Origin of the sequence: Okeania sp. KiyG1 (genome assembly GCF_014132355.1) — a bacterium.
Lineage (GTDB): Bacteria > Cyanobacteriota > Cyanobacteriia > Cyanobacteriales > Microcoleaceae > Okeania.
On the sequence record NZ_BLZO01000109.1, the window covers coordinates 75,125 to 100,590 of the forward strand.

31 protein-coding genes and 2 pseudogenes are annotated in these 25,466 nt (G+C 39.0%); 21 read left to right on the forward strand and 12 right to left on the reverse strand.

What is annotated here, in order from left to right; translation table 11 throughout:
* Positions 1-334: 334 nt before the first annotated feature.
* Entirely contained in the window at positions 335-466 is a 132-nt protein-coding gene (locus SAGCYANO_RS48055; protein WP_255502704.1) for a hypothetical protein, read from the reverse strand.
* A gap of 105 nt (positions 467-571) precedes the next feature.
* A complete protein-coding gene (locus tag SAGCYANO_RS25685) occupies positions 572-946 on the reverse strand; it encodes a hypothetical protein (protein ID WP_202222679.1) in 375 nt (124 codons plus the stop codon).
* 803 nt (positions 947-1,749) lie between these two features.
* On the opposite strand from SAGCYANO_RS25685, the gene SAGCYANO_RS25695 reads away from it, so the two are divergent.
* The 3 genes from SAGCYANO_RS25695 to SAGCYANO_RS25705 all read left to right on the forward strand — a co-directional run bounded on the left by SAGCYANO_RS25695 (position 1,750) and on the right by SAGCYANO_RS25705 (position 5,680).
* Entirely contained in the window at positions 1,750-2,406 is a 657-nt protein-coding gene (locus SAGCYANO_RS25695; protein ID WP_202222681.1) for an L-threonylcarbamoyladenylate synthase, read from the forward strand.
* Positions 2,407-3,014: 608 nt separating this feature from the next.
* Positions 3,015-4,256 carry a HetZ-related protein gene (locus SAGCYANO_RS25700; RefSeq protein WP_202222682.1) on the forward strand — a complete coding sequence of 414 codons (1,242 nt, stop codon included), beginning with the start codon at positions 3,015-3,017 and terminating at the stop codon, positions 4,254-4,256.
* Positions 4,257-4,966: 710 nt separating this feature from the next.
* The gene (locus SAGCYANO_RS25705; RefSeq protein WP_202222683.1) at positions 4,967-5,680 is read left to right on the forward strand and encodes a PHP domain-containing protein; all 714 of its coding nucleotides are present in this window, start codon (positions 4,967-4,969) and stop codon (positions 5,678-5,680) included.
* Between the two features lie 988 nt (positions 5,681-6,668).
* Here SAGCYANO_RS25705 and SAGCYANO_RS25710 read toward each other — a convergent pair.
* Positions 6,669-7,400: a response regulator gene (locus SAGCYANO_RS25710; protein ID WP_375339989.1), complete on the reverse strand. Its 732-nt coding sequence runs from the start codon at positions 7,398-7,400 to the stop codon at positions 6,669-6,671.
* Positions 7,401-7,957: 557 nt separating this feature from the next.
* Positions 7,958-8,803: a type I methionyl aminopeptidase gene (gene map / locus SAGCYANO_RS25715; protein ID WP_202222685.1), complete on the reverse strand. Its 846-nt coding sequence runs from the start codon at positions 8,801-8,803 to the stop codon at positions 7,958-7,960.
* Positions 8,804-9,135: 332 nt separating this feature from the next.
* On the opposite strand from map, the gene SAGCYANO_RS25720 reads away from it, so the two are divergent.
* Positions 9,136-9,276 carry a hypothetical protein gene (locus SAGCYANO_RS25720; RefSeq protein WP_202222686.1) on the forward strand — a complete coding sequence of 47 codons (141 nt, stop codon included), beginning with the start codon at positions 9,136-9,138 and terminating at the stop codon, positions 9,274-9,276.
* Positions 9,277-9,798: 522 nt separating this feature from the next.
* On the opposite strand, the gene SAGCYANO_RS25725 is transcribed toward SAGCYANO_RS25720, so the two are convergent.
* The 3 genes from SAGCYANO_RS25725 to SAGCYANO_RS25735 all read right to left on the reverse strand — a co-directional run bounded on the left by SAGCYANO_RS25725 (position 9,799) and on the right by SAGCYANO_RS25735 (position 11,705).
* Positions 9,799-10,236, reverse strand: a complete 438-nt coding sequence (locus SAGCYANO_RS25725) for a VOC family protein (protein ID WP_202222687.1) — start codon at positions 10,234-10,236, stop codon at positions 9,799-9,801.
* Positions 10,237-10,866: 630 nt separating this feature from the next.
* Positions 10,867-11,391, reverse strand: a complete 525-nt coding sequence (locus SAGCYANO_RS25730; protein ID WP_202222688.1) for a TIGR02652 family protein — start codon at positions 11,389-11,391, stop codon at positions 10,867-10,869.
* 152 nt (positions 11,392-11,543) lie between these two features.
* The gene (locus tag SAGCYANO_RS25735; protein ID WP_202222689.1) at positions 11,544-11,705 is read right to left on the reverse strand and encodes a hypothetical protein; all 162 of its coding nucleotides are present in this window, start codon (positions 11,703-11,705) and stop codon (positions 11,544-11,546) included.
* Between SAGCYANO_RS25735 and SAGCYANO_RS25740 the strand changes: the two genes are divergently transcribed.
* From SAGCYANO_RS25740 to SAGCYANO_RS25750, 3 genes are all read left to right on the forward strand, one after another.
* Positions 11,699-12,226: a gamma carbonic anhydrase family protein gene (locus SAGCYANO_RS25740; RefSeq protein WP_202222690.1), complete on the forward strand. Its 528-nt coding sequence runs from the start codon at positions 11,699-11,701 to the stop codon at positions 12,224-12,226. The genes SAGCYANO_RS25735 and SAGCYANO_RS25740 overlap by 7 nt on opposite strands.
* A 575-nt stretch (positions 12,227-12,801) precedes the next feature.
* Positions 12,802-12,927, forward strand: coding sequence for a photosystem II protein Y (locus tag SAGCYANO_RS25745; protein ID WP_202222691.1), 126 nt, complete (start codon positions 12,802-12,804; stop codon positions 12,925-12,927).
* A 100-nt stretch (positions 12,928-13,027) separates the two neighbouring features.
* On the forward strand, positions 13,028-14,599 hold the full coding sequence (locus tag SAGCYANO_RS25750) for a sodium:proton antiporter (RefSeq protein ID WP_202222692.1): 1,572 nt from the start codon (positions 13,028-13,030) through the stop codon (positions 14,597-14,599).
* Positions 14,600-14,906: 307 nt separating this feature from the next.
* Here SAGCYANO_RS25750 and SAGCYANO_RS25755 read toward each other — a convergent pair whose 3' ends face one another.
* The gene (locus SAGCYANO_RS25755) at positions 14,907-15,266 is read right to left on the reverse strand and encodes a Uma2 family endonuclease (protein ID WP_375339990.1); all 360 of its coding nucleotides are present in this window, start codon (positions 15,264-15,266) and stop codon (positions 14,907-14,909) included.
* Between the two features lie 71 nt (positions 15,267-15,337).
* Positions 15,338-15,499 carry a Uma2 family endonuclease gene (locus SAGCYANO_RS25760; protein WP_202222693.1) on the reverse strand — a complete coding sequence of 54 codons (162 nt, stop codon included), beginning with the start codon at positions 15,497-15,499 and terminating at the stop codon, positions 15,338-15,340.
* Between the two features lie 199 nt (positions 15,500-15,698).
* Here SAGCYANO_RS25760 and SAGCYANO_RS25765 point away from each other — a divergent pair, with 199 nt between their 5' ends.
* The 7 genes from SAGCYANO_RS25765 (at position 15,699) to SAGCYANO_RS25800 (ending at position 18,505) form a co-directional block, all read left to right on the forward strand.
* On the forward strand, positions 15,699-15,974 hold the full coding sequence (locus SAGCYANO_RS25765; protein ID WP_202222694.1) for a DUF1778 domain-containing protein: 276 nt from the start codon (positions 15,699-15,701) through the stop codon (positions 15,972-15,974).
* A gap of 73 nt (positions 15,975-16,047) precedes the next feature.
* Entirely contained in the window at positions 16,048-16,467 is a 420-nt protein-coding gene (locus tag SAGCYANO_RS25770) for a XisH family protein (RefSeq protein WP_202222695.1), read from the forward strand.
* On the forward strand, positions 16,452-16,781 hold the full coding sequence (locus tag SAGCYANO_RS25775) for an element excision factor XisI family protein (protein ID WP_202222696.1): 330 nt from the start codon (positions 16,452-16,454) through the stop codon (positions 16,779-16,781). Before SAGCYANO_RS25770 ends, SAGCYANO_RS25775 begins: the two co-directional genes overlap by 16 nt.
* A 150-nt stretch (positions 16,782-16,931) precedes the next feature.
* Positions 16,932-17,072 (forward strand): hypothetical protein, encoded by a 141-nt coding sequence (locus SAGCYANO_RS25780; protein WP_202222697.1) that lies wholly within the window; start codon positions 16,932-16,934, stop codon positions 17,070-17,072.
* A 56-nt stretch (positions 17,073-17,128) separates the two neighbouring features.
* Positions 17,129-17,371, forward strand: coding sequence for a type II toxin-antitoxin system HicB family antitoxin (locus tag SAGCYANO_RS25785; RefSeq protein WP_202222698.1), 243 nt, complete (start codon positions 17,129-17,131; stop codon positions 17,369-17,371).
* A gap of 559 nt (positions 17,372-17,930) precedes the next feature.
* A complete protein-coding gene (locus SAGCYANO_RS25795) occupies positions 17,931-18,161 on the forward strand; it encodes a DUF2281 domain-containing protein (protein ID WP_202222700.1) in 231 nt (76 codons plus the stop codon).
* Positions 18,155-18,505 (forward strand): type II toxin-antitoxin system PemK/MazF family toxin, encoded by a 351-nt coding sequence (locus SAGCYANO_RS25800; protein WP_202222701.1) that lies wholly within the window; start codon positions 18,155-18,157, stop codon positions 18,503-18,505. Before SAGCYANO_RS25795 ends, SAGCYANO_RS25800 begins: the two co-directional genes overlap by 7 nt.
* Here the strand turns inward: SAGCYANO_RS25800 and SAGCYANO_RS25805 are convergent.
* Together SAGCYANO_RS25805 and SAGCYANO_RS25810 are read right to left on the reverse strand one after the other, a co-directional pair.
* On the reverse strand, positions 18,500-18,718 hold the full coding sequence (locus SAGCYANO_RS25805) for a hypothetical protein (protein WP_202222702.1): 219 nt from the start codon (positions 18,716-18,718) through the stop codon (positions 18,500-18,502). The genes SAGCYANO_RS25800 and SAGCYANO_RS25805 overlap by 6 nt on opposite strands.
* Complete coding sequence (locus SAGCYANO_RS25810; protein ID WP_202222703.1) at positions 18,678-20,906, reverse strand: tetratricopeptide repeat protein; 2,229 nt, start codon at positions 20,904-20,906, stop codon at positions 18,678-18,680. Before SAGCYANO_RS25810 ends, SAGCYANO_RS25805 begins: the two co-directional genes overlap by 41 nt.
* 244 nt (positions 20,907-21,150) lie before the next feature.
* Here SAGCYANO_RS25810 and SAGCYANO_RS49425 point away from each other — a divergent pair, with 244 nt between their 5' ends.
* The 4 genes and pseudogenes from SAGCYANO_RS49425 to SAGCYANO_RS49440 form a co-directional block, all read left to right on the forward strand.
* Positions 21,151-21,246: a helix-turn-helix domain-containing protein gene (locus SAGCYANO_RS49425; RefSeq protein ID WP_202223267.1), complete on the forward strand. Its 96-nt coding sequence runs from the start codon at positions 21,151-21,153 to the stop codon at positions 21,244-21,246.
* On the forward strand, positions 21,239-21,424 hold the full coding sequence (locus SAGCYANO_RS49430) for a hypothetical protein (protein ID WP_307785881.1): 186 nt from the start codon (positions 21,239-21,241) through the stop codon (positions 21,422-21,424). Before SAGCYANO_RS49425 ends, SAGCYANO_RS49430 begins: the two co-directional genes overlap by 8 nt.
* Before the next feature lie 55 nt (positions 21,425-21,479).
* Positions 21,480-22,112: pseudogene (locus SAGCYANO_RS49435) on the forward strand (RNA-guided endonuclease InsQ/TnpB family protein); the annotation flags it as partial.
* A gap of 61 nt (positions 22,113-22,173) precedes the next feature.
* A pseudogene (locus SAGCYANO_RS49440) lies at positions 22,174-22,449 on the forward strand (zinc ribbon domain-containing protein); the annotation flags it as partial.
* Here SAGCYANO_RS49440 and SAGCYANO_RS25830 read toward each other — a convergent pair.
* Positions 22,349-22,831: a hypothetical protein gene (locus tag SAGCYANO_RS25830; RefSeq protein ID WP_202222704.1), complete on the reverse strand. Its 483-nt coding sequence runs from the start codon at positions 22,829-22,831 to the stop codon at positions 22,349-22,351. The pseudogene SAGCYANO_RS49440 and the gene SAGCYANO_RS25830 overlap by 101 nt on opposite strands.
* Positions 22,832-23,294: 463 nt before the next feature.
* Between SAGCYANO_RS25830 and SAGCYANO_RS25835 the strand changes: the two genes are divergently transcribed.
* The 3 genes from SAGCYANO_RS25835 (at position 23,295) to SAGCYANO_RS25845 (ending at position 24,393) form a co-directional block, all read left to right on the forward strand.
* Entirely contained in the window at positions 23,295-23,534 is a 240-nt protein-coding gene (locus SAGCYANO_RS25835) for a transposase family protein (protein ID WP_202219316.1), read from the forward strand.
* Positions 23,521-23,748, forward strand: coding sequence for a hypothetical protein (locus tag SAGCYANO_RS25840; RefSeq protein WP_202219317.1), 228 nt, complete (start codon positions 23,521-23,523; stop codon positions 23,746-23,748). Before SAGCYANO_RS25835 ends, SAGCYANO_RS25840 begins: the two co-directional genes overlap by 14 nt.
* Before the next feature lie 75 nt (positions 23,749-23,823).
* Positions 23,824-24,393, forward strand: a complete 570-nt coding sequence (locus SAGCYANO_RS25845; RefSeq protein ID WP_202220848.1) for an ISAs1 family transposase — start codon at positions 23,824-23,826, stop codon at positions 24,391-24,393.
* Positions 24,394-25,466: the final 1,073 nt, after the last annotated feature.

The window sequence follows — 25,466 nt, forward strand, 5'->3', positions numbered from 1 at the left end:
AATATCTCCCCATCCCTCCATCTCCCCATTCACTAAAGTCAAAAGTCATGCATTCAAAAGTTAAAAGTGATATTTTATATCAAATCCGTTTAATTCGGTATCAAAAAATGTTCCATCTTCAACCATTACCAAATATTTCTCGATTTCCCCATTCACTAAAGTCAAAATTCATGCATTCAAAAGTTAAAAGTGATATTTTATATTAAATCCGTTTAATTCGGTATCAAAAAATGTTCCATCTTCAACCATTACCAAATATTTCTCGATTTCCCCATTCACTAAAGTCAAAATTCATGCATTCAAAAGTTAGAAGTTAGAAGTTAGAAGTGATATTTTATATCAAATATCTCCCCATCTCCCCATCCCTCCATCTCCCCATCTCCCTACCTCCCCATCCCCCCATCTCCCCATCTCCCCATCTCCCCATCTCCCCATCTCCCCATCTCCCCATCCCCCATCTCCCCATCCCCCATCTAATTACACCGATGCTACCGGATTTGATATTAAACCCAAACTTTAGCTAAAATTGCTGCAACTTTCATCACAGGTCCAGCTAGAACTTCGACACCTTCTAATCCTTTTTTAGCGCTTCAACCGCTTCATCTATTAAACTTTTATTAGGTTGAGATTTCTGTAATTCTGTTTCTATCATTTTAACGGGAATCTCTGCTTGTTGTTTCTGAATTGAATTGAGAGAATTTGTTGCAGCAATTTCCTGTTTCAATTCTGTCAGTGCAGCTAATGCTGATGCTAATTCTGATTCGGTATTTTGCCCAATAATTTCGGTGCGACTCTGGTTTATATTTACATCACCACTTACGCTATTTATTGGATTAAAATTATTACCTTTCCCACTAAAAGTGATATTGCCAAAAGATTGAGATTGATTGGAAGATTGAGGATTTGATTCAGGTGATTGATTATCAGGTTTATCTTGAGAATTCATTGCTAATTTTTCCCCTCTAGGTTGATATTTTAGTTGCAGTTTATTTTTAAATCAATTGTAAGCATTCAGCTATTAGCGGTCAGCTCTTCGGTGCGGAATGCGCTCGCTTCAGCAATAAAAATGAATGAACCAAGCACTTGCTTAACTTCTACTAGATTTTTAAACAAAGAATTGAAGCACAAGAATAACGAGCTTAAATTGTCAACTAAAGGTAATAAAGCTGATAGCTGATAGCTGATAGCTGACTGCTGTTTGCGCAGCATTCCGCAGGAAATGCTTACAATCAATTAAAGTACAGTTTTATAGACAAACTCGACATACAAATACTGATTGCGTGGTAATATTCTAAGTCATATTTGATAATTATCTTTTAGTCTGAAAAAATAATTGACGACCATAGTAGATACCACAATTTATTAGTTTATGGGACTCGGAACCAAATAAACTTAAGTACTGATTTCAATTCGTTATTCGGGTTAATTAAATTTTGCTGACATCCATAAATAGGCATTCTGTATATCGCCCCCTCGAAAGATGCTATATATAAGTATACAAATATCTACTGTCTGACACAATGCCTTTCCGAAAAAAACATAAACTAGTGTTGTGTCAAGCCTTAAATGTTGTATTAGAATTTTGGACAAAAACGATATATATAAATTTTGCCATTTTCCTATTACCTTATTTTAAGCTTGACGCGCCACTAGGGTTTACTACTGGCACAAAGAAATCTCTAACGACCACAGTCTGTTTCAAATTAGTATGACTTCATTCTTTATTTTCTAAAATCTAAAATAAAAATTATGGCAATATTCTATGAACTTCATCCTGATACACCCCAACAAAGACGTGTAGAACAAATTATTAGCGATCTGAAAAATGGGGCAGTGATGCTTTATCCCACGGATACCGTTTACGCAATAGGTTGCGACCTCTATGCTAAATCTGCTGTGGAGCGAGTCAGACAAATTAAACAACTGTCTAATGATAAACCTCTGACATTCCTCTGTTCCTCTCTGTCCAATATCGCCAATTACGCTATTGTGAGTGACTCAGCCTACCGAATCATCAAACGTTTAATTCCTGGCCCTTACACATTTGTGTTGCCTGCCACAAAGTTAGTCCCACGACTGGTGATGAGTCCTAAGCGAAAAACAACAGGTATTCGAGTTCCAGACAATCAATCTTGTTTGTCTTTGTTGGAAACTTTGGGCAATCCCATCATTTCAACATCAGCTCACATTACCAGTGAAGCGGAAGGAATGGCCCCAGTAGATGTAGGAGCAGTTACTGGTAAAGCGGAATTATTTGATTGTCTAGAAAATGTAGTGGACATCATTGTTGATGACGGTTCTGACCCTGGATATCAAGTATCCACTATCCTGGAATTAACTGGCCAAGAGCCAAATCTGATTAGGCAAGGTCTTGGAGTTGAAACTGTCACAGCTCTGATTGGTTAATATAGCAGAAGGCAGGAGGCAGGAGGCAGAAGGCAGAAGGCAGAAGGCAAAATCTGGCTCTGTAAGGACGTCCCTACTCCCGGCTCCCTAATAAATGTTATTTGTGGTTATTCAAAGAGACATGATATTAGGTGGTAGGTCGTAAAATTTTTCCTTCTTCCTTCTTCCTTCTTCCCTCTTCTCTCTTCCTTACTTCCCTTCTTCCTTCTTCCTTCTTCCTTCTTCCATAAAACCTACAACCTAAAACCTACGACTGTGCCACTTGTGTTATTGTTACACGGGTGGCACTGCCAATTTGAATATTGTCACAGTCTCTTTGAGTTGGATAATTTGGTAAGTAAAGTTCTGATTTTCAATCTATATCTAGCTTTCGTTGATTTTAGACCTAAATCCGGAAAATATACTTCTGATAGTGAATTGGAGAATTGGTTGTTAACAGAAAAACCACATCATAAAAGTGTAACCTTCCTCCACAAATAGTTGGGTGAACTTTCCTATAGTCGTAAGTGTAGAGGAAAGAAAGGAATCACACAGATTTCAACCAATACTTAATCGCTCTACATGATTACTTCGTACACCTACCGTGCATTATCCAAAGGTAAAATCAAATGACTGTTAAGACTGCTCACACCCCCAACTCCCTGAACACAAACACTGCTATCGCTCCAGAAGTTAACAATAACCAAGTTGAAAATGACACGACAGCGAATACTGTATTAGAAATGAATACTGAAACTTTAGCTGCTGTAGTTTTGAAAGAATTGCAAGGTACTTTAAAAAGTAAGCCCGCAAAAGCTGAAACCGTAACTACTCGCATCGCCCAAGAAGTAGAGCGGATTTGCCAAAAGAGTAATAGAATTCAAAATTCTGGTGAAGTTCAATCTTGGCAACTTAGTTTGGCTCGTCATCGCTGGCAAAAGTGCGTACAATACTACAAACTTGGTTCTAAGCAAGGTCGGGTAGAATTACACTCTCTGCTTGCTTCTATGATTTATCGTCATATTGCTTCTTTTAGAGCACAGTTAAGTTTCCAAGGTCGCTATAACTTGATTGAGGATTTTCTACAAGGTTTTTATATTGAGTCTCTAAGAGCTTTCCGCCGGGAACACGGCCTCGAACAAAACTATACTCCTAGAGTAAAGTTAGAATTGGCAGAATATATGGCATTTACTGAACAGTACGCCAAGCGTCAAATTGGCTTGCCAGGCCGGAATCGTCAAAGATTGATTGTACTCCGCGCTCAAGGTTTTGCTAAGGGTCAACCTCCTGAAACTTCTCTTGATATTGAAATGGCAGTTGAGTCTCCTAAAGGTGAAGATGCAGAAGCTTTTAGTCGGTCTTCTGCTGTACAACAGGTACGGGAGCAAATGGTTTCTGAAGCTGTTGACCCTGCTGAAGCTGTATTGCGCGATCGCGTAGTTTCTGAATTAATCAATTACTTGGAAGCTCAAGGTCAAGACCAATGTATTGATTATCTGCGTCTAAAATTGCAAGATTATCAAGCATCTGATATTGATAAGGAGCTAGGTATAACTTCTCGTCAACGGGATTATTTACAACAACGTTTTAAGTATCATGTTGAAAAATTTGCTTGTTCTAAAAATTGGAAGTTAGTACATCAATGGTTAGGTGCTGACATTGACCAAAAATTAGGTATGAATTCTAATAAATGGGAAGCTTTCCAAGCAACTCTTTCTCCTGAACAACAGCAAATTTTACAACTCAAGCGCAATGGTGAAGATGAACAAGCGATCGCGAAGACTATTAAATGTACTCCGAAACAGTTACAAAAACGTTGGGCAAAATTGTTGGATATGGCTTGGGTCTTTCGCAATAGCGACCAAAGTTAGTATGGTATTAAAAATGAAACAGATTCTTTTTACTCATCCATCAATTAAAGTTTGCGATCTGGGTCATCCTGCTTCTGTCTAGGGTGGGCATTGCCCACCTTATAGAAGTCAGAAGTCAGAAGTCAAAAGTCAAAAGTTAGAAGTTAGAAGTGAAAGTTGATAGAGTTAAAGTATTAACGCTTAGAATAATTTCAGCCTATTATTCCACATCATTAGTTGCTGACTATTTGTGACATCCTCAGAGTTAATCGGTATTACATTCCGTCTGTTAAGGATTTTTATGTTATTTAAAATACAAATAAATTGGGACTAATATCATATTCGGACGATCGATTATTATTATACTTACTAGCCAGTAGCCAGTTAGAGTAGCCGTCAAATTACAGAGATACAGTAGTCATTAACTATCTCAAATTTACTATTAGCATTCCATAAACCAATAAAGCTGTTTGAACTATTACTAATTACTAATTGCCAATTACCTATTTTCACAGCTATTATTAACCATTCAACCGAAAATAATTTAATCAGTATAAATACCCTCTTATTTTCTGATAGAAATTTTTCCCATCGTTCCCATAAAATTAATCATATTTAATCAATTAGATATTTTTAAATATAAAATTTTAATATATTAGTTAGCTAGAGCTAATTAGCAGTTTTGGATAAAAATTAGATATATTAGATAAAGTAACGATTTATTAAAATATATGTCTATCAATATAGCTTTGGCTCCTGATGTGACTAATCGAGTGGCCTATAACTACTCTCAAATTAAGCAAATCTTTGAAACTATTGATGCTCATAGCTGTCCATACTCTTATAACTTTCATATGCATACAATTCACTCGGATGGACAGTTAAAACCTGAGAGTTTGATAGAACAAGTAATTGCGATCGGCCTTAAAGGTTTGGCCATTACCGATCATCATACTGTTGCTGGTTATCAAGTAGCTAAAAATTGGTTAGAAAACTGGAAATCTACTAATGGAGATTGCGAGCGTTTAGCGCCAATTCTGTGGAGTGGAGTAGAAATTAACGCCAACTTAATTAATATTGAGGTACATATTTTAGGATATGGCTTTAACCCAGAACACCCAAGTCTAGAGCCTTATTTGACAGGAAAAGCTACTAAAGGTCAAGAATATCAAGCGGATAATGTTATTGCTGCTATTCAACAAGCTGGTGGTTTAGCGGTGCTTGCTCATCCCTGTCGTTATAAGCGTTCTGCCACCGATCTAATCAAAGCAGCAGCTAATTTAGGTATTGATGGTGTAGAAACCTACTACGGTTATACTCACACTAAACCCTGGTGTCCTAGCCCAAAACAAACTGAACAAGTGAAAAAACTCAGTGCTACTTATGGCCTACTTAATACCTGTGGCACTGATACTCATGGAAAAAATCTTTTAGTACGTTTATAGGGTGGGAATACCTCTACCCCACCCCAATAATTAAAGCTGTATTGATATACTCTCGATGTTGCGCTTAGGCGACACCGCAGGATTAAACTCCCACACGGAATTGAATTGAATCGCCAGACCTCTTTATTTTACTTAGAGGGGTCTATTGTTTTTTTTAACTTCCATTTGCTATCATAATTGTTGTCACAAGCATTACCCCAACGCTCATTAGCAACAAAACAATTCCTAGAGATATTGACTGGCCTAGATGTAAGGGTGATTTTGATACTCTCATAATTTTTATCACAGTTTTTTAAATTGATGTATTTAGGATAACAAGTGTTGTAAGAGTTCGAGGCAAATATTAATATTTTGTGATTAAACGTATATTTTCTTGATATTAGACATCTCCAGATAAAGAGGGAGTAGGAAATAGAATTAGCACGCTATTTAGCATTAATTATTATATTTAGGACTTAGGTATGAACGCTATTGATAGTGGACTGACACAGCTAAAACTGTGCAATAGATTTTTGTTTCTAGTGTCTTTTTCTCCCCACCCTCCCCACACTTCCCACACTCCCCACACTTCCCACACTTCCCACACTCCCCACCCTCTCCATCTAATGCACCATTTAAGCTGTGTCGGTCCAGTAGTGGATTGTTTCACCTAAAATAGTGCAGAGCGCTTTTTCGTCACCCCATCCCCCCATCACCCCATCCCCCCATCACCCCATTTTCTAATGCAACATTTAAGATGAAACAGTCCAGTAGGGTGTGTTGGCAGTAGCGTAACGTACAAAACCCTATATATATTGTCAGTGGGTAAGTCCTGATATTATTATGTTTACTTCTCCCCACTCCCCACTCCCCCACTCCCCCACTCCCCTACTCCCTTGCTCAATAAAATGTAGAGCAGTGGGAGCATCTTGCTCCCTTGCTAGTATCTTGCTACCATGAAGCGCTGTTGTTCATCCTCTTCTACCATTACGCGAGCAGGACTATCATACTATTTAGTTAATCCATGTTCTAGAGCATAACGAACTAATTCTGTGCGGCTGTTTGTACCAGTTTTAGTGAATAATCTACTTACATACTTTTCTACATTGCGAACACTGGTATTTAGGTCTCTAGCTATTTCTTTATTCATTAGTCCTCTAGCTACTAAATCTAAAACACTTTGTTCTCTTGGGGTTAAGTCTATTTTAATTGGTGATGGGGTTTGAGCGATCGCATTTTTCCCCATTAACATTGCTTTAATTTCAGCAATTTGACTTGCTAAAACAGCAATATCTGGAGTATTTTCCCCTTCATTTTGGCTTGTTGCTACCACTCTACGTTCTAACAAATTTTCGACTATAGCTACTAACTCTTCAGGATCGAAGGGTTTAGAAAGGTAAGCATCACAACCTGCTTGATAACCTTGAATGCGGTCTGTAGTCATTCCTTTAGCTGTCAAGAATACTACTGGTAAAGCTTTAAATCTTGGATCTTCTCGTAATTTTTGCAGAAATTGATAGCCATCTATTTGAGGCATCATAATATCTGTAATTACTAAGTCCGGTAAATATGATTGTAGGATATCCCATCCTTGATTAGCATTACTGGCAACGTTTACATCAAATCCACTATCTTCTAAGTAAGCTTGTACAGCTTCCCGTAATCCTGGTTCATCATCTACTAATAGTATTTTTCCTGATATTTTTAATTTTTCTTGGCTGTCGTTTTCGGCTTGAATCATTTGAGATATCATAAATTATTTTAATTTTACTACTGTTTATAATTTAGCTAATTTTCATTATTAAAGGGGTGAAAATAATATAAGGTTAACAATACTTGATTAAAATTTGTTTTTGTGGTATTCAGGACTTACGCAAAATACGAAATAATATGATGTCCGTTGGGGCGCGTTTGTGTATAGGGGCAAGGCAACAGGGAAATACATTTGGGTTTGCTGCTTCTATTCATGTCAAACACCTTAATGCCTAATGCTATAAAAGCTAGGGAAATATCTACCATATTTAAGGTTTTTCCTTCTTCTTTCTTGCTTCTTCTTTCTTCCTTCTTCCTTACTTTAGCTATACAATACCGATGCTACCGGACATGATATAATGCACCGTTTGTAGGGGTTAACGGCCGTTAACCCCTACAAGATGTGGTGGTTATGCGTGAGTCCTGGTATAGCAAGGAATGAGTTAGTGTTTGACTTATGTTGATGATGAACCGTAAGACACCAGAAATACTTTTCCCACTGTTCCCTGTTCCCTGCTATAAATTAGCTGAAAACTACTGTAATACCTAACATCTAATTTGGGAGCGATCGGTCAAAATTTCATAACCAGTATTTGTTACCAAGACTGTATGCTCAAACTGAGCTGAAAGAGAATTATCAACAGTAACGGCAGTCCATTTATCGGATAAAATTCGTGTAAACCTAGAACCAGCATTCAGAATTGGTTCAATAGCTAAAGTCATGCCTGCTCTTAGTTTTACATTTGGCAAACTTTTAGTTCTAGAGTTAAAAACTGAAGGTTCTTCATGTAAATTTCTTCCCACACCGTGACCTGTAAATTCTTCGACTACACGAAAACCATTTGCTTCTACATGATCTTGAATAGCTCCTGCAAGATCGAGTAGATAAGCACCAGCTTTTACTTGTTCGATACCTTTATACATTGCTTCTTCTGCTACACGAATTAGTTTGGCTGCTTCAGGAGCAACTTCAACTACGCCAATGGTAATACAAGAGTCTCCATGAAATTCTTGATAGTAAGCTCCTGTATCTACTTTTAAAACATCGCCAACTCGAATAACTTTTTTCTTACTGGGAATGCCATGGACAACTTCGTTATTTATGCAAGCACAAATAGAACCAGGAAAACCATGATAACCTTTAAAACTTGGCGTTGCGCCCATTTCTCGAATGCGTTTTTCTGCATAAGCATCTAGGTCAGCAGTTGTCATTCCTGGTTTAACGATCTGAGAAATTTCTTTGAGTACGGTTGCGACTATTTTACAGGATTGTCGCATAATTTCTATTTCTCGTTGAGATTTGATTTCTATTCCTCGACGTTGTTTTTTCTTAACAGTAGGACGTGGTTTGGGTTTTGCTGGAGCTGCAAGTAGATTACTAAAAATGTTCATGTTTTCTGACAAGTTGTTAAATATTATCTATGATATCTTAAAGTTTAGGTATAACTAAAGTCAAATGTCAAATATATACCTTAACTGAGACAAGATAAATTGAGGATATTTTAACTCAACTTGGAATTGATAGATTTATTTTTTTGACTAAAATATCATGAAATTATTGGTTTACTTATTTTTTTGATGCTATAGTGTTTTCAAATTAGTATAAATCTAGATGGAGGTTTTTTGATGATAAAAAAGCTAGCTGATTGATTACTTTATATCCTTGTATTTACTACTATTTAATGCTATTTTCCCTCCTCTACTATTCCCTATTCTCTTTTTAATTGTATAGCAGAAGAAATAAGGAAGAAGAAAGAAGGAAGAAGGAAGAAGGAAGAAGGAAGAAGGAAGAAGGAAAAGTATTACTTTGTCTGAGTTTTAAGCTTTTTATCTGTCCTAACTTTTGCTTCGACTGCTATACTTGATTTTCACATCTCAGATAAAAATGCTATAGCGTTTCTTAGTAAGCTTGAGGTACACTCTTGTCTTTACTTCACTATTACCTGTTACCGAAAAATTGTGGTATAAAGCCTCCCCTTTTAAGGGGATAAAAGCGGTCGTAGCGGAGCTTCCCGTAGGGTGGGATAGCTCGGAAACCTGCGCCATATCCAATCGACCAAGAGAAGAAAAAATTTCATGATTAGTCAATCCTATCCGTTTTAAAGGAGAGGTAATTCTAAATTCGCGCATTCTAAATTCTAAATTATTGAACTGTTGCCTAGAGTTTTGTACCTCACTCTTTTTGGGAATTTATATATATCTACTCTGAATTTTTAATAATTCTAATGTTTGTTTCATAATTTCCTTTAAAGTTTAAAATTACCAGGAATGAAGTAAAGTATGTGACGCTTTGCTTTATAGTATTTTTTTCTGGAAACAAGACTGTCACATACCACAATAATTAAATGCTGTATTTTTAAAATTTTCAGAGCATTGTGCAATTTACTCTAAGGATTTAACTTTCTAATAAATTCTAGAGGTAAACCATCACAGTCAGCAATAAAAGCAACTTCATAAACATTATTTCCAATCATTTGTTGAGTCGGTTCTAAAAGAATTTTCAATGGTTGAAAAATTTCTGGTTGTGATGCTGCTGTCGCAGCAAATTGCTGTTTTAAATCATTTAGCCAACCAGGTAAATCTGTAGTCTTTTGAGTCAAATCAAACGATAAATGATAATATCCAACATAATGCTCATCCCCAAAAGTATCAGGAGCAGGTTTTGGTTGAGGAATTTCAATTAGTTCAATTCTGCCATTTAATCCCTCCATCCAACAAGCTAAAGTATAGCCTGTAGTAAAGCGCTCGCAGACCGTAAAACCTAGTTTTTCATAGAAAGCGATCGCTCGATGAATATTGGCTGTCCGAATCGAGGCATGGTGCATTCTAGTTTAATATTTTTAACTTGATTTTCAGCATTAATTTTACACCAAATATAACTAGGTTCAATAATTAAGAATTAAGAATTTAGAATTACCTCTCCTTTAAAACCGATAGGTAAGCATTCAGCTATTAGCCATCAGCTATCAGCAATAAGACCCTGTGCTTAAGGACGAGGTCTAAATGAATATAAACTTTGGAGCTGACTTTTATAGCAAGATTTTTCTAGCTCAATTAAATATTACTTTTATCACTCACTAAAAGCAATAGCTGAAGTTCGCAGTTCCTCCGATAGGAGGCTAGCTGATAGCTGACGGCTGAATGCTTACACGGATAGGATTGACTAATCATGAAAATTTTTATTTATTATCCCCTTAAAAGGGGAGGCTTTAAACCACAATATTTCGGTAAAACCCATTTATTTTGGCAATAAAAAAGATAACTTTTCAACAGAAAAGGGAAATACTTTTCAGCTATCAACCATATTCAATAAATCAATATTTAGGGTTTGCTGAATAGCTTAGACATCTCCATAAAAGAGGGAGTAGGCAGTAGGCAGTAGTAGGCAGTAGGGAGAAATAATTGATAATTTCTATGTGAGAATTGATTTTATTTTGGATTTTTGGAGATGTCTCTTATTCAAACAATCGAAAATAGGGATATCGAACGGGTACTCCTGCTTCTTTGTCCAATTGAAAATTGATTACTTCCCAGCAAGGCTCATCCTTGGGGTCGGGACTAAATTCTACAGGTAAACCATAAAGCTTGGGCTTACAGGAAGAATCAGAATTAGAACGCCAGGGGGTATTACGTTCCAAATAAGTACTAACCAACTCCTGATATCTTTGAGCAATAATCACACGAGTGGCTCTATATCCTTTAGTATAAAGTCGATCTAGAGCTTCATGGATTTCAAACCTAATACCGTCGGGATGAGTATGTTGCCTATACCACTCATCATTCCATAAACGCCAGTGACGGCCAGACTGAAGATGATACAACTCACCAGTATTTGGATTGGCTTCAAAAGCCCCATGACGAGGACACAAATAAGTATCTGTCAAGGTGAGAGCTGGTATGGTCTGACGACAGTGGGGACACTGAATTTCAGGGCCAAACATTGGGTATTGGAGGGCAGGATTGATAGAGAATTGGGTCATAGTTTCTAGAGAGTTGTGGTGACTTAAATTATAGTTAGCTTGGTCAAAGAATCTGAGCCTAATAGCTATAGAGTTGTTACTAAAGTACTACATCAAACTCTTAACTTATATTATGGGGTAAAAACTTTGCTGGGTCGTACCACTATTGACAATTATGATGTTCTATGCAGTTTACTATGTAGCTGTAATTTGTGAGTAACTTCAATAATTTCTAGGTTTAATTTTGTAGGTTGCCGACAGTTTCCTAGCTGAATTCTTTTTTGATAAAATTCCAATCGAGCAAACATCACTAATATTAACGAAGATAATGTCAAATCAGCCCTCTTTTTGGTCTCCTCCAGATTTGTCCCAAGCTGCTTTTGTGGCAGATAACGCTGTGGTTATGGGTGTCGTTGAAGTAGGAGTTGGAGCTAGTATTTGGTATGGAGCTGTTGTCCGGGGGGATGTAGAAAAGATTGCGATCGGAGACCATAGTAATGTCCAGGATGGGGCTGTGCTTCATGGAGACCCAGGTTTAGTAACTGTGTTGGAAGACCATGTGACAATTGGACATCGAGCTGTGATTCACTCGGCTCATATAGAAAAAGGTTGTTTGATTGGCATTGGAGCTGTAATTTTGGATGGCGTGCGGGTAGGGGCAGGTAGTATTGTGGGAGCTGGGTCTATTGTCACTAAGGATATACCGCCTTTGTCTCTGGTTGTGGGAGTACCTGCGAAAAAAGTTAGGAATATTTCAGAAGCAGAGGCTGCTAATTTGATTGAACACGCCCAACGTTATGAAAAGTTAGCTTTAGTCCACGCTGGCAAGGGAACCGATGTTGGATTTACCGAGTAAAGTCAAAAGTGTATTTGAAGTCAAAAGTCAAAAGTTAAAAGTCAAAAGTTAAAAGTTAAAAGTCAAAAGTTAAAAGTTAAAAGTCAAAAGTTAAAAGTTATTTGAATAGTTGTGAAGTCAAAAGTGTATTTGAAGTCAAAAGTCAAAAGTTAAAAGTTAATTGAAGATCGTATAAAATTGAGTCAACAGTTAATTGAAGCTTACTTATAAGTAGTCAAACAAAATTAATTGTATATTTGATGGTCAGGTTAAATGGGTAAGAAAAATGATTTTTAGATCGACTGCTCAAGTACACAAATATTTTTTATCAAAATAATTAAGTCTAAAACCTCGCCTTTTAAGGCGAAATATTTTTGGAGCGAAGTTCAAATCCTCTACTTCCCTCCTGGGAGGGGAGGGGCGAGGGGTGGGTTGGGAGGGGTTAGGGGTGGGTTAACTTCTAACTTCTGACTTTTGACTTTTGACTTCTGACTTCGTTAATCCCTATTCCCTATTAAAATTTTGCTCAAAAACTTAATTTTAGATTAAGATTATAAGAAATGATAAATCTTTAAAAATCTTTAGGAGGGGAGTAAATGGAATTTGACTTTCGTTTGTTAATTGTTCTATTACCTATAATTGCTGCTGGTGGTTGGGCAGTATTCAATATTGGAGCTTTAGCCATTCAACAAGTGCAAAAGTTCTTAAACAAAGAAAATTAGATTCAACCTTAACTCTTTACTTAAAAGCCGACTGTTTCTTGCACTCAGATAACAGTCGGTATTTTATTGATTAATTTTATACCAAATTTAGGGGTAATATATGGCTTTAGAAACTGCTGTAACTGAAACAGTTATTGAGCAAAATATAGAACAATTTCTGTTAGTTCTTTCTGTTTCTCTGAGCGTAGCAACTATCTCACGAGTTTTTAGCTTGTTCCGTCGAATTCCGTTTACTTTATTATTAGTAATTGCCGGATTAGTTCTGGCATTCATTGATGTGAGATTAGTTAATTTATCTCCTGAATTAATCCTCGAAATTTTCTTGCCTCCCCTATTATTTGAGGCAGCTTGGAATTTGAATTGGCGAAACTTAAAAAGAGATTTAGTTCCCGTGGGATTATCTGCAATTATTGGTGTAATTATTTCAGTAGTTGGTATTGCTTATGGTTTGAATTTTTTCACCGGAATTCCCTTAGCGATCGCCTTTCTCGTCGGAGCTAGTTTATCAGCAACAGACCCTATTTCTGTAGTAGCTTTATTAAAAGAATTAGGAGCAAGTAAACGCCTACGCACCTTAATGGAAGGAGAAAGTTTATTTAATGATGGGGTGGCGGTTGTTGCCTTTACTTTGCTAGTAGGAATTCCATTAGGAACAGTCGATAAATTTTCTATTTCTGACTCTCTATCCACTTTTCTTAGTTTTGTTGGCATCGGTGTTGGTATCGGTTGCTTAATTGGTTTTGGCATTTCTTACCTCACTCAACGTTTTGACTTACCTTTGGTGGAACAGTCACTAACTTTAGTTTCTGCTTATGGCACCTATGTAATAGTAGAAAAATTTGGGGGTTCGGGAGTTATTGGGGTTGTCACCGTTGGTTTAATTTTAGGTAACTTCGGTTCCCGCATTGGAATGAACCCCCGCACTCGGTTAATAGTTAGTGAGTTTTGGGAATTTGTGGCATTTTTTGTCAATTCTATAGTGTTTCTGTTAATAGGCGATCAAATTCGATATTCGATTCTGGCAGATAATATAGTATTGATAGTAGTAGCTATTGGAGCAGTTCTGGGCACGCGAGCAATTTCGGTTTATAGTTTGAGTGCTTTGAGTAATTTGGTAGTCAAGTCAAATATTGGTTTAAAGGAACAAACGTTACTTTGGTGGGGAGGTTTACGGGGTTCTGTTTCTATTGCTCTAGTGTTGAGTGTACCTGTGGTTTTGCCGGGACGAGATGAAATTACCGCAGTTGTGTTTGGGGTGGTATTGTTTACATTGTTGGTGCAAGGTTTAACAACTCAGTCAATGTTGAAAGTATTGGGTTTAATAGGCGACCAACCGTTGCGTCAGGAATATATGGAAACGACCGCTCGTCGTGTAGCTTTAAAACGAGTGCTGAATTATGTGTCTGAGTTGGTCAGGTTGCAAGAAATTGACCCAGAATATTATCGCTATCAGGCAGAATTTTTGCAAAACGAATTGAAACAGTTGCAGGAGAAAATTGATAAAATGCAGGCGGAACATTCTCAGTTAGTGGCGCTGGATATGGAGTTATTACGGGAAGAGTTGGTAGATATTGAGGCGGAAACTTACGCTGAATTTATTCGAGCAGGTAAGTTGAATAGTAATGTATCACCATTGTTAGCAGAAGTATTTGCAGAAAAGGAACATGAATAATATCATGTATAGATCGAGCGATCGCTTTTTACAGCGGTTTTCATTTCAGTAGACCACAGTAGGGACGTTGCATGCAACGTCCCTACAGGGTTTTGGTTATGGCGATGTGGTTCATCAAGAGCGAAAAGCGCTGTAGATAATTCTCGAACATCTGAAGCAGTTGAGGGCAAATAACAATTCTAACGTCACTTCCCTATTATTCCTCTACTCCCTCCAAAACTACGTCCTCATAAAGCATCTCGATGGGAAAGCTAAAATCTACGGAAGTTAAAGTTACTTCATCGCCTTCCCCATAATTATAAAGTCCCTAAACACCATTTTCGTTAGATCGAAAACACTCCACCGCCATCTCTCGCGCATCAATTAAAACGTATTCTTTTAAAGTAGAAATGCGGCGATAATTTTTAAACTTTTTGCCCCTGTCAAAAGCTTCGGTTCCCGGAGATAAAACCTCAACGACTAAGCAAGGATGATAAATAACTTTAATCGCGCGTCGGTCTCTTTCATCGCAAGTTACCATCACATCGGGATAATAAAAAGACCCTTTTTCCGATACCCCTAGTTTGGCATCTGCCATTAATACTTTACACCCTTGACCGCGCAGATGAATTTTTAAAGCTGTCGCCAAATTATAGCGGTTTTCAAATAGATAGAGTACAGTGGCCAAAGCATTTTTCTACTCTCTACTGCCTACTCCCTACTGCCTACTCCCTAAGCAAAAAGAATTTTGTAGTCTACTTAAATGAAAACCGCTGTAAGAGCAATGTCATTATGAGGAATAGTTCCCCCAGTCATGGCAAAAACTCGACCGTTCATATATTCATATTTAATTGGTTGTTTCTCCTCCCAGTCGAGATATTCTTGGGGAGTCATTTTTTCGGGTTTGGGAGCTGCTACCATTGTTTGTATCCTGGCGGTCTAGGTTCGATCTAATTTTAACATATTGGGGTTGCCTCTTGCTTTCTGTATGGGGATCGCCCTATTTTCTAGTAAATAGATAAAGCGATCGCTTCTTTCTCAAAACTGTTGACAATCTGGGGAAGAAGAGGTAAAATATAGAAATTGTTATGTTCAAAAATCGTTAAATAGGTGAAGTATTATGTCAGCAACAACAAATACTAAGAAAACAACCATAACTTTAACTCTAGAACCAGAACAAAAACAACTTTTAGAGCAGGCGGCTGCCTTGAGATGTTTGACTGTCAGCGAATATTTGCTACAACTTGCTTTAGAGACTGCGAGTGAGGAAACAGCAGAGCCAGAAGTTATTGTAGCCAGCGATCGCGACTGGGAAATAATAGAATCGGCAATTTTGAATCTACCCCCTGCTAAGGAAGCTTTGAAGGCAGCAATTAACGAGAATCAGCAAGAGTAAGGAGAGGCTTTAAACCTTAATTATTCGGTAAACTATAAGAGCTGTTTTATTTTATTGTTGGCACTTTTCATTAATGTCTAGACGGGATGATTTACATTTACCACTACGTCATACTTTAGAAAAAGACGGGTGGATTATTACAAAAGACCCATTAATCTTAGTGTTAGAACAAACAGCATTAAAAGTAGATTTAGGAGCTGAAAAGTTTTTTGCTGCAGAAAAAGAAGGACGGAAAATTGCTGTGGAAATAAAAGACTTTGATTCTCCTTCACCTATTAGCGAATTGGAAAAAACAATAGGACAGCTTCAGCTTTACCAATTAGCTCTCGAGGTTCAAGAACCAGAAAGACAGCTATTCCTAGCGATTAGTCAAGCCAAATACCTTGAACACTTCCAAAAACCAATTTTTCAGCTAGTTGTCCGGCGTAATAGAATTAATTTATTAATTTATGAACCAGAACAGGAGATTATTGTTCGATGGATTCTTCACTAAATTATCTAGATATCCTCAAAAAAACTGTGCAAGAAGCAACTCGCGACCAACCAAGTTTACAACAGATAAAGCTATATCCTGTCTGCGATTTTGATTCTGGTCACTTCCTTGTAGTAGGGACAGGTTTAGATAAGCAAGGCTGGATCGACTTTATTCTCTTTCATGCTCGTGTGGTCGATCGCCAAGTTATAATTGAAATGGATAACTTTGAGGATGGGTTAACTTCTTCTCTGATTGACGCTGGTATCCGAGCGGAGGATATTATCTCTGGTTTTAATTATCATAGAAGCAAAGAGGTTCTAAACTTCAACTGATATCATGTTCGGTTGAATACTTACAGTTTGAAAAAGTGTTTTGTCACAAGAGAAATTATGGAAACTATTCGGAAAGTAGTCTATGTCGGGAGCGATCGCCAACTGGAAATTAGTCTACCTGATACTGTATAACCAGGTTTAGTAGAAGTTGTGGTGGTAGTACAATCTTTACCGCCAGTAGGAGAAATTTCGCCAGAAAAGGAGGAAGTTTTAGACCTTTTTGGTTTTTTGCCAAAACGCATAGATCCTCTAGAATTTCAACAAGCGTTAAGAGCGGAGTGGGATGACTAAATACTTGCTAGATACTAACATCTTTATCTGTTATTTTAATAGGATAGGAATAAACCATGATTCAAGAATATTTACAAAAAGCAATGCAGGCAGCTAACTACGATATCCTGGAGGAGGATCAAGGTTTTTATGGGTCGATTTCTGGTGCTGCTGGGGTATGGGCAACGGGTAGCACCCTCGAAGAATGTCGCCAGGAATTATTGGAAGTTTTGGAGGAGTGGGTACTTATTGGTGTTGCAATGGGTCACGAACTCCCAGAGTTTGATGGGGTTAGTTTGAAAGTGGAGTCTGTTGCCTAATGCCAGTTTTTGGTTTTATATCTCGTCGAGAGTTAGTTGCTGCATTGAGAGCGGGTGGTTTTTCCGGTCCTTACTCTAGAGGAAAGCATCAAATTATCAAAATAATTGGGTCTAATACCACGCCTTTTAAGGCGAAATATTTTTGGAGCCAAGCTCAAATACCCTACTTCCCCTCCTGGGAGGGGTTAGGGGTGGGTTAACTTCTGACTTCTGACTTCTGACTTCTGACTTCATTAAGGTGCGCGATAGTTTGCGAGTTCGCATTCCCAACTACTTCAATATGGCAGTATTGACATACTCCCGACGTTGCGCTTACGCGAAAACGCGGGATTCTTCAGTCAGCAAAAACTGACCGCTGTTTTAACAGAGGTGATGTCCTCCCCCTGTGATGACGCTTATAATAACAAAATCCTCCTAGCTTGTCAAGGGCTTATGAACGTTTAGCTTATGGAGGTATCCGAATCTTGGCCCTGGCTTTCATCCCGACGCTCCCCTGCGGGAGAGCGCGGGACTTCCCGCCAGGGAAGTTAAATTTTACAAACAAAAACAAGAGGTACACATGAACGTTCGCGAAGAAACGATTGCTAAGATTAATCAACTTCCTGAAGAACTTGTGGGTGAGGTCAATGATTTTGTCAGTTTCTTGTTGATGAAACACGATAGCAACCGCTGGCAGTTGTGGGAGTTATTTGCCGAGGGTAAAAAATTAGCCGAATCTGACTTTTCTGATTATTTATCTAATTTGGAAGAGTACGAGGAACGTTTAGCTAGTGGAGAAATTCAATGGTAAATGTTATCCGGGGCGATGTGGTATTATGCGATCTTAATCCGGTAATTGGGACTGAACAAGCAGGGATAAGACCTGTAGCGATCGTACAAATAGACCGGGTTAATGCAGTGAGTCCTCACACAATTATTGCACCCTTTACGAGTAAGATTAATCGGGCACTTTTGCCTTCTCATGTATTTGTTTCTGCTGGTGTAGGTGGTTTAAGTTTAGATTCTGTGATTTTGTGCGAGCAGGTTAGAGTAATAGATAAATCTCGAATTATGAGAAAGCTGGGTCATCTAGATGATCCCTATCTGGAAGAATTAGCAAGAGCATTGAGTATAATATTGGGGTTGTCGCTATAGGTAACAGCGATCGCTGTTTTCAGGAGTTTTAAAGTAGGCGATCGCTGTTGTTTTGACTATTCTACAAAAAAAACTAATACTGTCGGCAGCGAGGAAGCAGGGAACACAATTAATTTTTGTTGATATCTCCTTGATAACTGATAACTGATAACTGATAACTGATAACTGAAACCTAACTCTCCATCTGCGAGATAATCTGCAAACTCTTTTCATCAGATAACTCCCCTTGCCGATTTTCGCTCGCAACTTTCTGTAAAAAATTTTGATAGTTCTGCCGAACTTTCTGAGTATTAGGATGCTCTTCTCCTAGTTTTGAAACAAAAATAGTTACAGCTTCCAGATACAGCAGTTCTGCTTCAGCATATCGCCCCAGAGAGTTGTAGAGCTGGGCTAAGTTATAGAGGCTGGCTGCCATATTTGGATGTGTCGATCCTAGCAGTTGCCTATTAATCTCCAAAGCTTGGAGATAAATCGGTTCAGCTTCACTGTATCGTTCTTGAAAGTAGTAGAGAACTGCCAGGTTGTTAAGACTTTGGGCAACATCTGGATGTACAGAACCTAGCAGTTGTTTTCTGATCTCCAATGCTTCGAGATGTAGAGGCTCGGATTCCCTGTATCGCCCTTGAGAGTCGTAGAGAACTCCTAGGTGGTTGAGACTATCAGCAACATCTGGATGTGCGGAACCTAATAGTTGCTTTCTCATCTCCAAAGCTTCCAGATACATGGGTTCAGCTTCAGTGTATCGCCCTTGACGCTTGTAGAGAACCCCCAGGTTGCTAAGACTTAGCGCAACACCTGGATGTGCGGAACCTAACAGTTGCTTTCTCATCTCCAAAGCTTCCAGATGCAGAGGTTCGGACTCAGTGTATCGCCCTTGAAAGTCGTAGAGAACCCCCAGGTTACTAAGACTTTGAGCAACATCTTCATGTATAGATCCTAGCAGTTGCTTTCTGATATCCAAAGCTTCCAGATGCAAGGGTTCAGCTTCGTTGTATCGCCCTTGAGACTCATAGAGCTTTGCCAAATTATTAAGACTTTGGGCAACATATAGATTTGTAGAGCCTAACAGTTGCTTTCTGGTATCTAAAGCTTTCAGATACAGAGATTCTGCTTGGCTATATCGTCCTTGATACTTGTAGAGGTATGCCAGGTTGTTGAGACTTAGAGCAAAATTTTGGTGTGTAGGCTTCAGACGTCTTTGAGCAATGTTTACACATTGTTGATACCAAGGTTCGGCTTGGTCATAAAATCCCTGACCTATATAGAATTTACCTAAACCAGCGAAAGGCTCGATTAGATTATCATCGGTCAACCAGTCCGTCAGGTTGTCCACAACTTCGGCAAGATGGGGAATCGCCGACTCAAACATTAAAATATCCTCGCGAGTAGGTGTATAGGGAATTTCCTTTGCCTCTGCTACCATCACCCGACAAATACCTTGTTTCATCTCCTCAACCGAGTTCGACTCTGACAACTTCCCTCTAAAAAATTCTCGAATCAGTGGATGCAATTCATAACTCCCCTCACCCACCCGTTGCAACAGACTTAAATTCACTAACCCATCATCTCGCCAATCCTCCAAATCTTCCTCATCCACTTCTAGCAAACACCCTGTCACCAAAGACCAAGGAATAGCTGCCGGAGCAAACAGACTCAACAACCGCCCCAACTCCCGCTTATCTTCATTCAACTCTTGCCAACTCAACTCAAAAGCAGTAGCAACCCCCCGCTCCGCAGTCATATCTTGAGAAAATCGTTCTAGAGATTTATGCTCTAACCATTTTGACTTTAACCGTTGCCTTGCTTTTGCCACAGATAAATCCGGTTTCCGCTCCAAATAACGCGCCACCAACTCCAACCCCAAGGGCAAAAATCCCAGATCGACACACAACGCTTTTGCCTCTTCCAGCTCCTGTTGTATCCGAGTCTCCCCAACAAAAGAAACCAACAATTCCAAAGCTGCATCCTCATCCAGCACCTCTAACTCTAACCTATGGAAAAATTGCCCCAAGTATTTTTGACGGGTAGTTATCAACACCTTAAACCGAGCTTCCCCAGGAGGTAGAAAATCCGAAATCTCCTGATAATCAACCACATCATCAAAAATTACCAGCACATCACCCTGCAACCAGTTACGCCAACAGTAAGCCACTTGAGTCTGCAAGTTATCATCTTTTGAAGGATTTAAGTTAAATTGCGACTTAGCAAAATTAACAATCTGAATTCCTACATCCACACCACGCCCCTCCAACCAACAAACCCCGCTAGGATAAGTCTTTTGCTGAAGGTGATGGTGAGCATATTGGAGAGCAAGTTCAGTTTTACCGATACCACCCATACCAGTAATAGAAGTAATTGCTACTCGTTCGGTTGTTTGTAACTGTTGGTGTAGGATATCCATTACCTCATCCCGACCAACAAAATTCTTAGCGCCACTCCGGCGACTAAAATTTTCAGGAATGCCTTCTGGCAGTTGGGTACTTTCCTTTGTCGGTGCCCATCCCGACGACTGCAGTCAAAAGTGATTACCACCTTGACCGAAAAAATGGGTCTCAAGCCTCGCCCATAAGCGGGCGACTTTTTATTGCGGGTTGATTTTTTTCAATAAATATGTTAACCTATATGTTAGTTTGATGCGTCAAGTTATGAAAGCTAGATTTAAGTACCGTATATATCCAACGCCGGGACAAAAATACCGATTAGCCAAGCTATTTGGCTGTGTCCGTGTGGCGAGTGAATGATAGTCTAGCTTTCTGCCAACAGAGGTATAGATCAGGAGAAAAGAAATCTACTAATTCAGAATTACAAAAGCTTTTTATTACTCAAGCTAAAAAGACTGAAGAAAGAGAATGGTTGTCAGAGGTTTCTAACATACCATTGCAGCAATCATTGAATGACTTAAACCAGGCGTTGCTCTAACTTTTTTAAATCAACTCAAGGGAAGAGAAAAGGTAGACCTGTTAGACCTCCTAAATTTAAAAGTAGGAAATCAAAGCAAACTGCTAGGTTTAGAAAGGGTGGCTTTAAGATTGGTCAGCATAAAGTTTATTTAGCTAAGATTGGAAAACTAAAAATAGTTTGGTCAAGGGAGTTACCTGCTGCTCCATCATCAGTAACAGTAATCAAAGATTCCGCCCATAGATATTTCTTGAGTTTTGTAGTAGAAATACAACCAGAAATCTTACCTCAAACTGATAATTCAGTAGGCATAGATTTAGGTATTAAAACCTTTGCTACATTGAGCGACGGTACAAAGGTTGATGCTCCTAAGCCACTGAAGAAACGAATTAAGAAGTATATAAAGTTAAGTAAGTCATTATCTCATAAAACTAAAGGGTCTAAAAGGTATGAAAAAGCCAGGGTTAGAGTGGCTAAATTCCATGCCAAACTGAAAGATACAAGGACAGATTTTCTACATAAATTATCTACTAAAATAATTCGTGAAAACCAAACAATTGTTTTAGAAGATTTAAACGTTTCTGGAATGGTTAAAAACCGTAAATTATCCAGAGCAATTTCTGATTTAGCTTGGAGAACGTTCAGGACTTTTTTAGAAGGAAAAGCAGAAAAATATGGTCGCGATTTCAGAGTAATTAGTCGCCCTTGAGCCAACATCCCAAGTTTGCTCAAATTGTGGCTTTAAAGGTGGGAAGCTAGACCTTCAGGTTCGAGAATGGGAGTGTCTCAACTGTGGTGCAAAACATGATAGAGACGAGAATGCAGCGATAAATATATTAGTCGCGGGCGGGCAGTCCGAGACATTAAACGGACGTGGAGGTAAGCGTAAGACTAGCGTCAAGGTAGCAGCAGCCAGTGTTAGCGGCAGCTATGCGAAGCAAAACGTCAACCCGCCGAGGAGTTACGGCTCGGTAGGAATCCCCGCGCCTTTAGGCCGGGGAGGATGTCAACACCATAAAAGGTATTTCCTTGAATCACATTTCTAATTGTTTCCGCTAGCTTGCCATAATTGTGTACAGTGGGCCCTTGAGACTTAATTTTTTCAATCTCAGACTCAAGATTTTTAACATATTCTGAATTTTCCTGTTTTGCGACTTCAACTACATCAATAACAGCTTGCTTAACTTCCTGGTCTTCATTAGCAGCAGCTTCCAACTCTTTTATGGCCTGATTAATATATACAGGAAAAACTTCTGTTTCAGCAGACTTCAAAGCAGGTAAACTTCCCGCAGGCTTTCGTTGTATGAGTTGCCACAACTTACCCGCTTGCTCCAAAGTCTTTTCCCCTAAACCTTCCCCTGTCTTTTCTACATATTTAGTGAGGAAAGAAGTGGCGATCACTGCTAGGCTCAATTCTATAGGTTCCATTTTCTATACTCCTTGTTGAAATATTGATAATTATAAATTATATAGAATTTCTCAGTAAGTGTGAGGTCTACTATTGGAGATCCCCCCTAACCCCCCTTGACAAGGGGGGAAACTGGAAGTCCCCCTTAAAAAGGGGGATTTAGGGGGATCGTTCATCTACCTCACTCTTGACAAGGGGGGAAACCGGAAGTCCCCCTTTTTAAGGGAGATTTAGGGGGATCGTTCATCTACCTCACCAGGAGATCCCCCCTAACCCCCCTTGATAAGGGGGGAAACGGAAGTCCCCCTTAAAAAGGGGGATTTAGGGGGATCGTTCATCTACCTCACCAGGAGATCCCCCCTAACCCCCCTTGATAAGGCAGGGCTAATTCATTGTCGCCAGAGAAAAATATTGAGGAGTACAATGATTGTTGTCAAGTATTGAGTTAAGCTAACTATTCTCAATATTAGGGCTTAGATAGAAATGAACTTATTACAAATATTGGCCCAATTACCAGATTTTCGAGCTGCTAGAGGGAGACGTTATCCATTATGGTTAGTATTACTGTTAGTAATTATGGGTACAATGAGCGGTTGTTTCTCCTATTGTGCCCTAGAAGATTTTGCTCGTCGTCATCATCTGGCATTACAGCAACAACTAGAGCTATCGCCTTTGAGTTTTCCAACTGAAGTCTACATTTCGGCGAATTATGACCAGAATTGATTTTGCTCAATTAGCTCAAGTATTCAATCAATGGGCTCAACACCAAATAACAATTCAAGAGGCCGAATGGTTAGCAGTGGACGGTAAGAGTATTAGGTCTACTGTCAGTGACTGTTATGGTTCTTACCAAGACTTTGTCAATGTTGTTTCTGTGTTCAGTAATTGTCAAGGAGTACCTGTAGCCATAGAACAATTTCACGTGGGAAGAAAGTAGTGAAATTGCTGTTGTCCAAGCCATATTGGCTAGTTTAAACCTTGAAGGAGTAGTTTTTAGTTGCGATGCTTTACATTGTCAAAAAAAACCGTCAAGTTAATCATTGACAGAGGTAACCATTACACAATAGCAGTCAAGGGTAATCAAAAAAAACTGTACCAGCAAGTACAACTAACAACTGAACAAACACAACCAAGTAGTGTTGATATATCAGAAGATAGATCTAGAAATCGTGTGGTTTGTAGAACAGTGTCTGTGTTTAATAATCTGTTGGGAATTAGCTCTGAGTGGGAAGGAATTAAGTCTGTGATTAGAGTTGAGCGTCAGGGTACACGAGCAAGTGTTGACTATTATCAAACAGCTTACTACATTAGCAGTCTGAAATTAAGTGCAGCAGAATTTGCAGTAGGAATTCAGGGACATTGGGGAATTGAGAATCGACTACATTGGGTTAAAGATGTAGTGTTTCGAGAGGACACAAGTCTAATTCGGCACTCTCAAGCTGCTGCTAATTTTTCTGTGATTCGTCAGTTGGCGATCGCTATCTGTCGCCTTCATGGTTATTCTTCCCTCACTACTGCGATTCGTACCATTGCTCACGATTTGGAGCAGATTTTTCTGATGATTATAAATCTAGAACTGTAGTCATTGAGAATTGAAATTGGCCCATACACAGAACCTCACTCCCCCCTAGTTTTCGATTTCAATAGTTCTGGTATTGGCGATCGCGACTGATATTAGCGATCGCGACTGAGTCTGTGACATAAATTTTTCCTGTATAAGTATGATAATTTAGGGGAAAAGACTATGAAATACTTGACAATATGGCCAAACTTGTACTCCTCAATATTTTTCTCTGGCGACAATGAATTAGCCCTGCCTTGATAAGGGGGGAAACTGGAAGTCCCCCTTAAAAAGGGGGATTTAGGGGGATCGTTCATCTACCTCTATCCCACTCTTATTCATCAATTCTTTCTCCCTCTTCCTTCTTTCTTCTTCCGATGTAGTCGATGAGGATATCGCTATCCCTCACCTCTACTCCAAAACCGTACATGAGAGTTTCCATCTCATACGGCTCCTAACATTGCAGGATTCTTCAAGGTTGGTTACACCTATTCTCGCACCTAATATTTCAAGGTTTGTCAACGCTTGTTGGCCTCGGTTTTCACTACTCTTTGGCTTGGATACCTGGAGATTTTTCACGGGCATGAGTCTCCTACTCTCGACTTGAGCCTACTTACCCCGGCGAATGCGTTTTGGCTTAATACAATTTCGGTTTCACGGCTACCTGCAGTGCCTCCCCACGTCTGCATATCCTGAACATTACTCCAGGCTTGCTTCGCAGGAGTTTCCTTATCCCTAAAAGACATTGGTTAAACTTTTCCTACTCAGAGGTTAAGGTCTGAGAGTCTTAAGGGGTTACTTCGTTCCCTAGTATCATTTCTCGTTACATTTAGGCTCCTAGTGTCGTCCGACCTCCAACTAGATGTGATAACGCCGAAGAACTACGTTACCAGTTATGTGAGGTTTCCCGTTTTGGGTTTGGTGTATCAGGCTTAATTTCACCAATCGAAGATGACGAGCGGTTATACTAGATTGACTGTGCGTTAACCTTATGTAACTCCCTTGGCCACGATAACCAGAAAAAACCTTCTAGTTTTAAGGCTTTAAGTCCATGCACTGAGAGACCAAGTTGTTACCTTGGAATCCTGAACTTC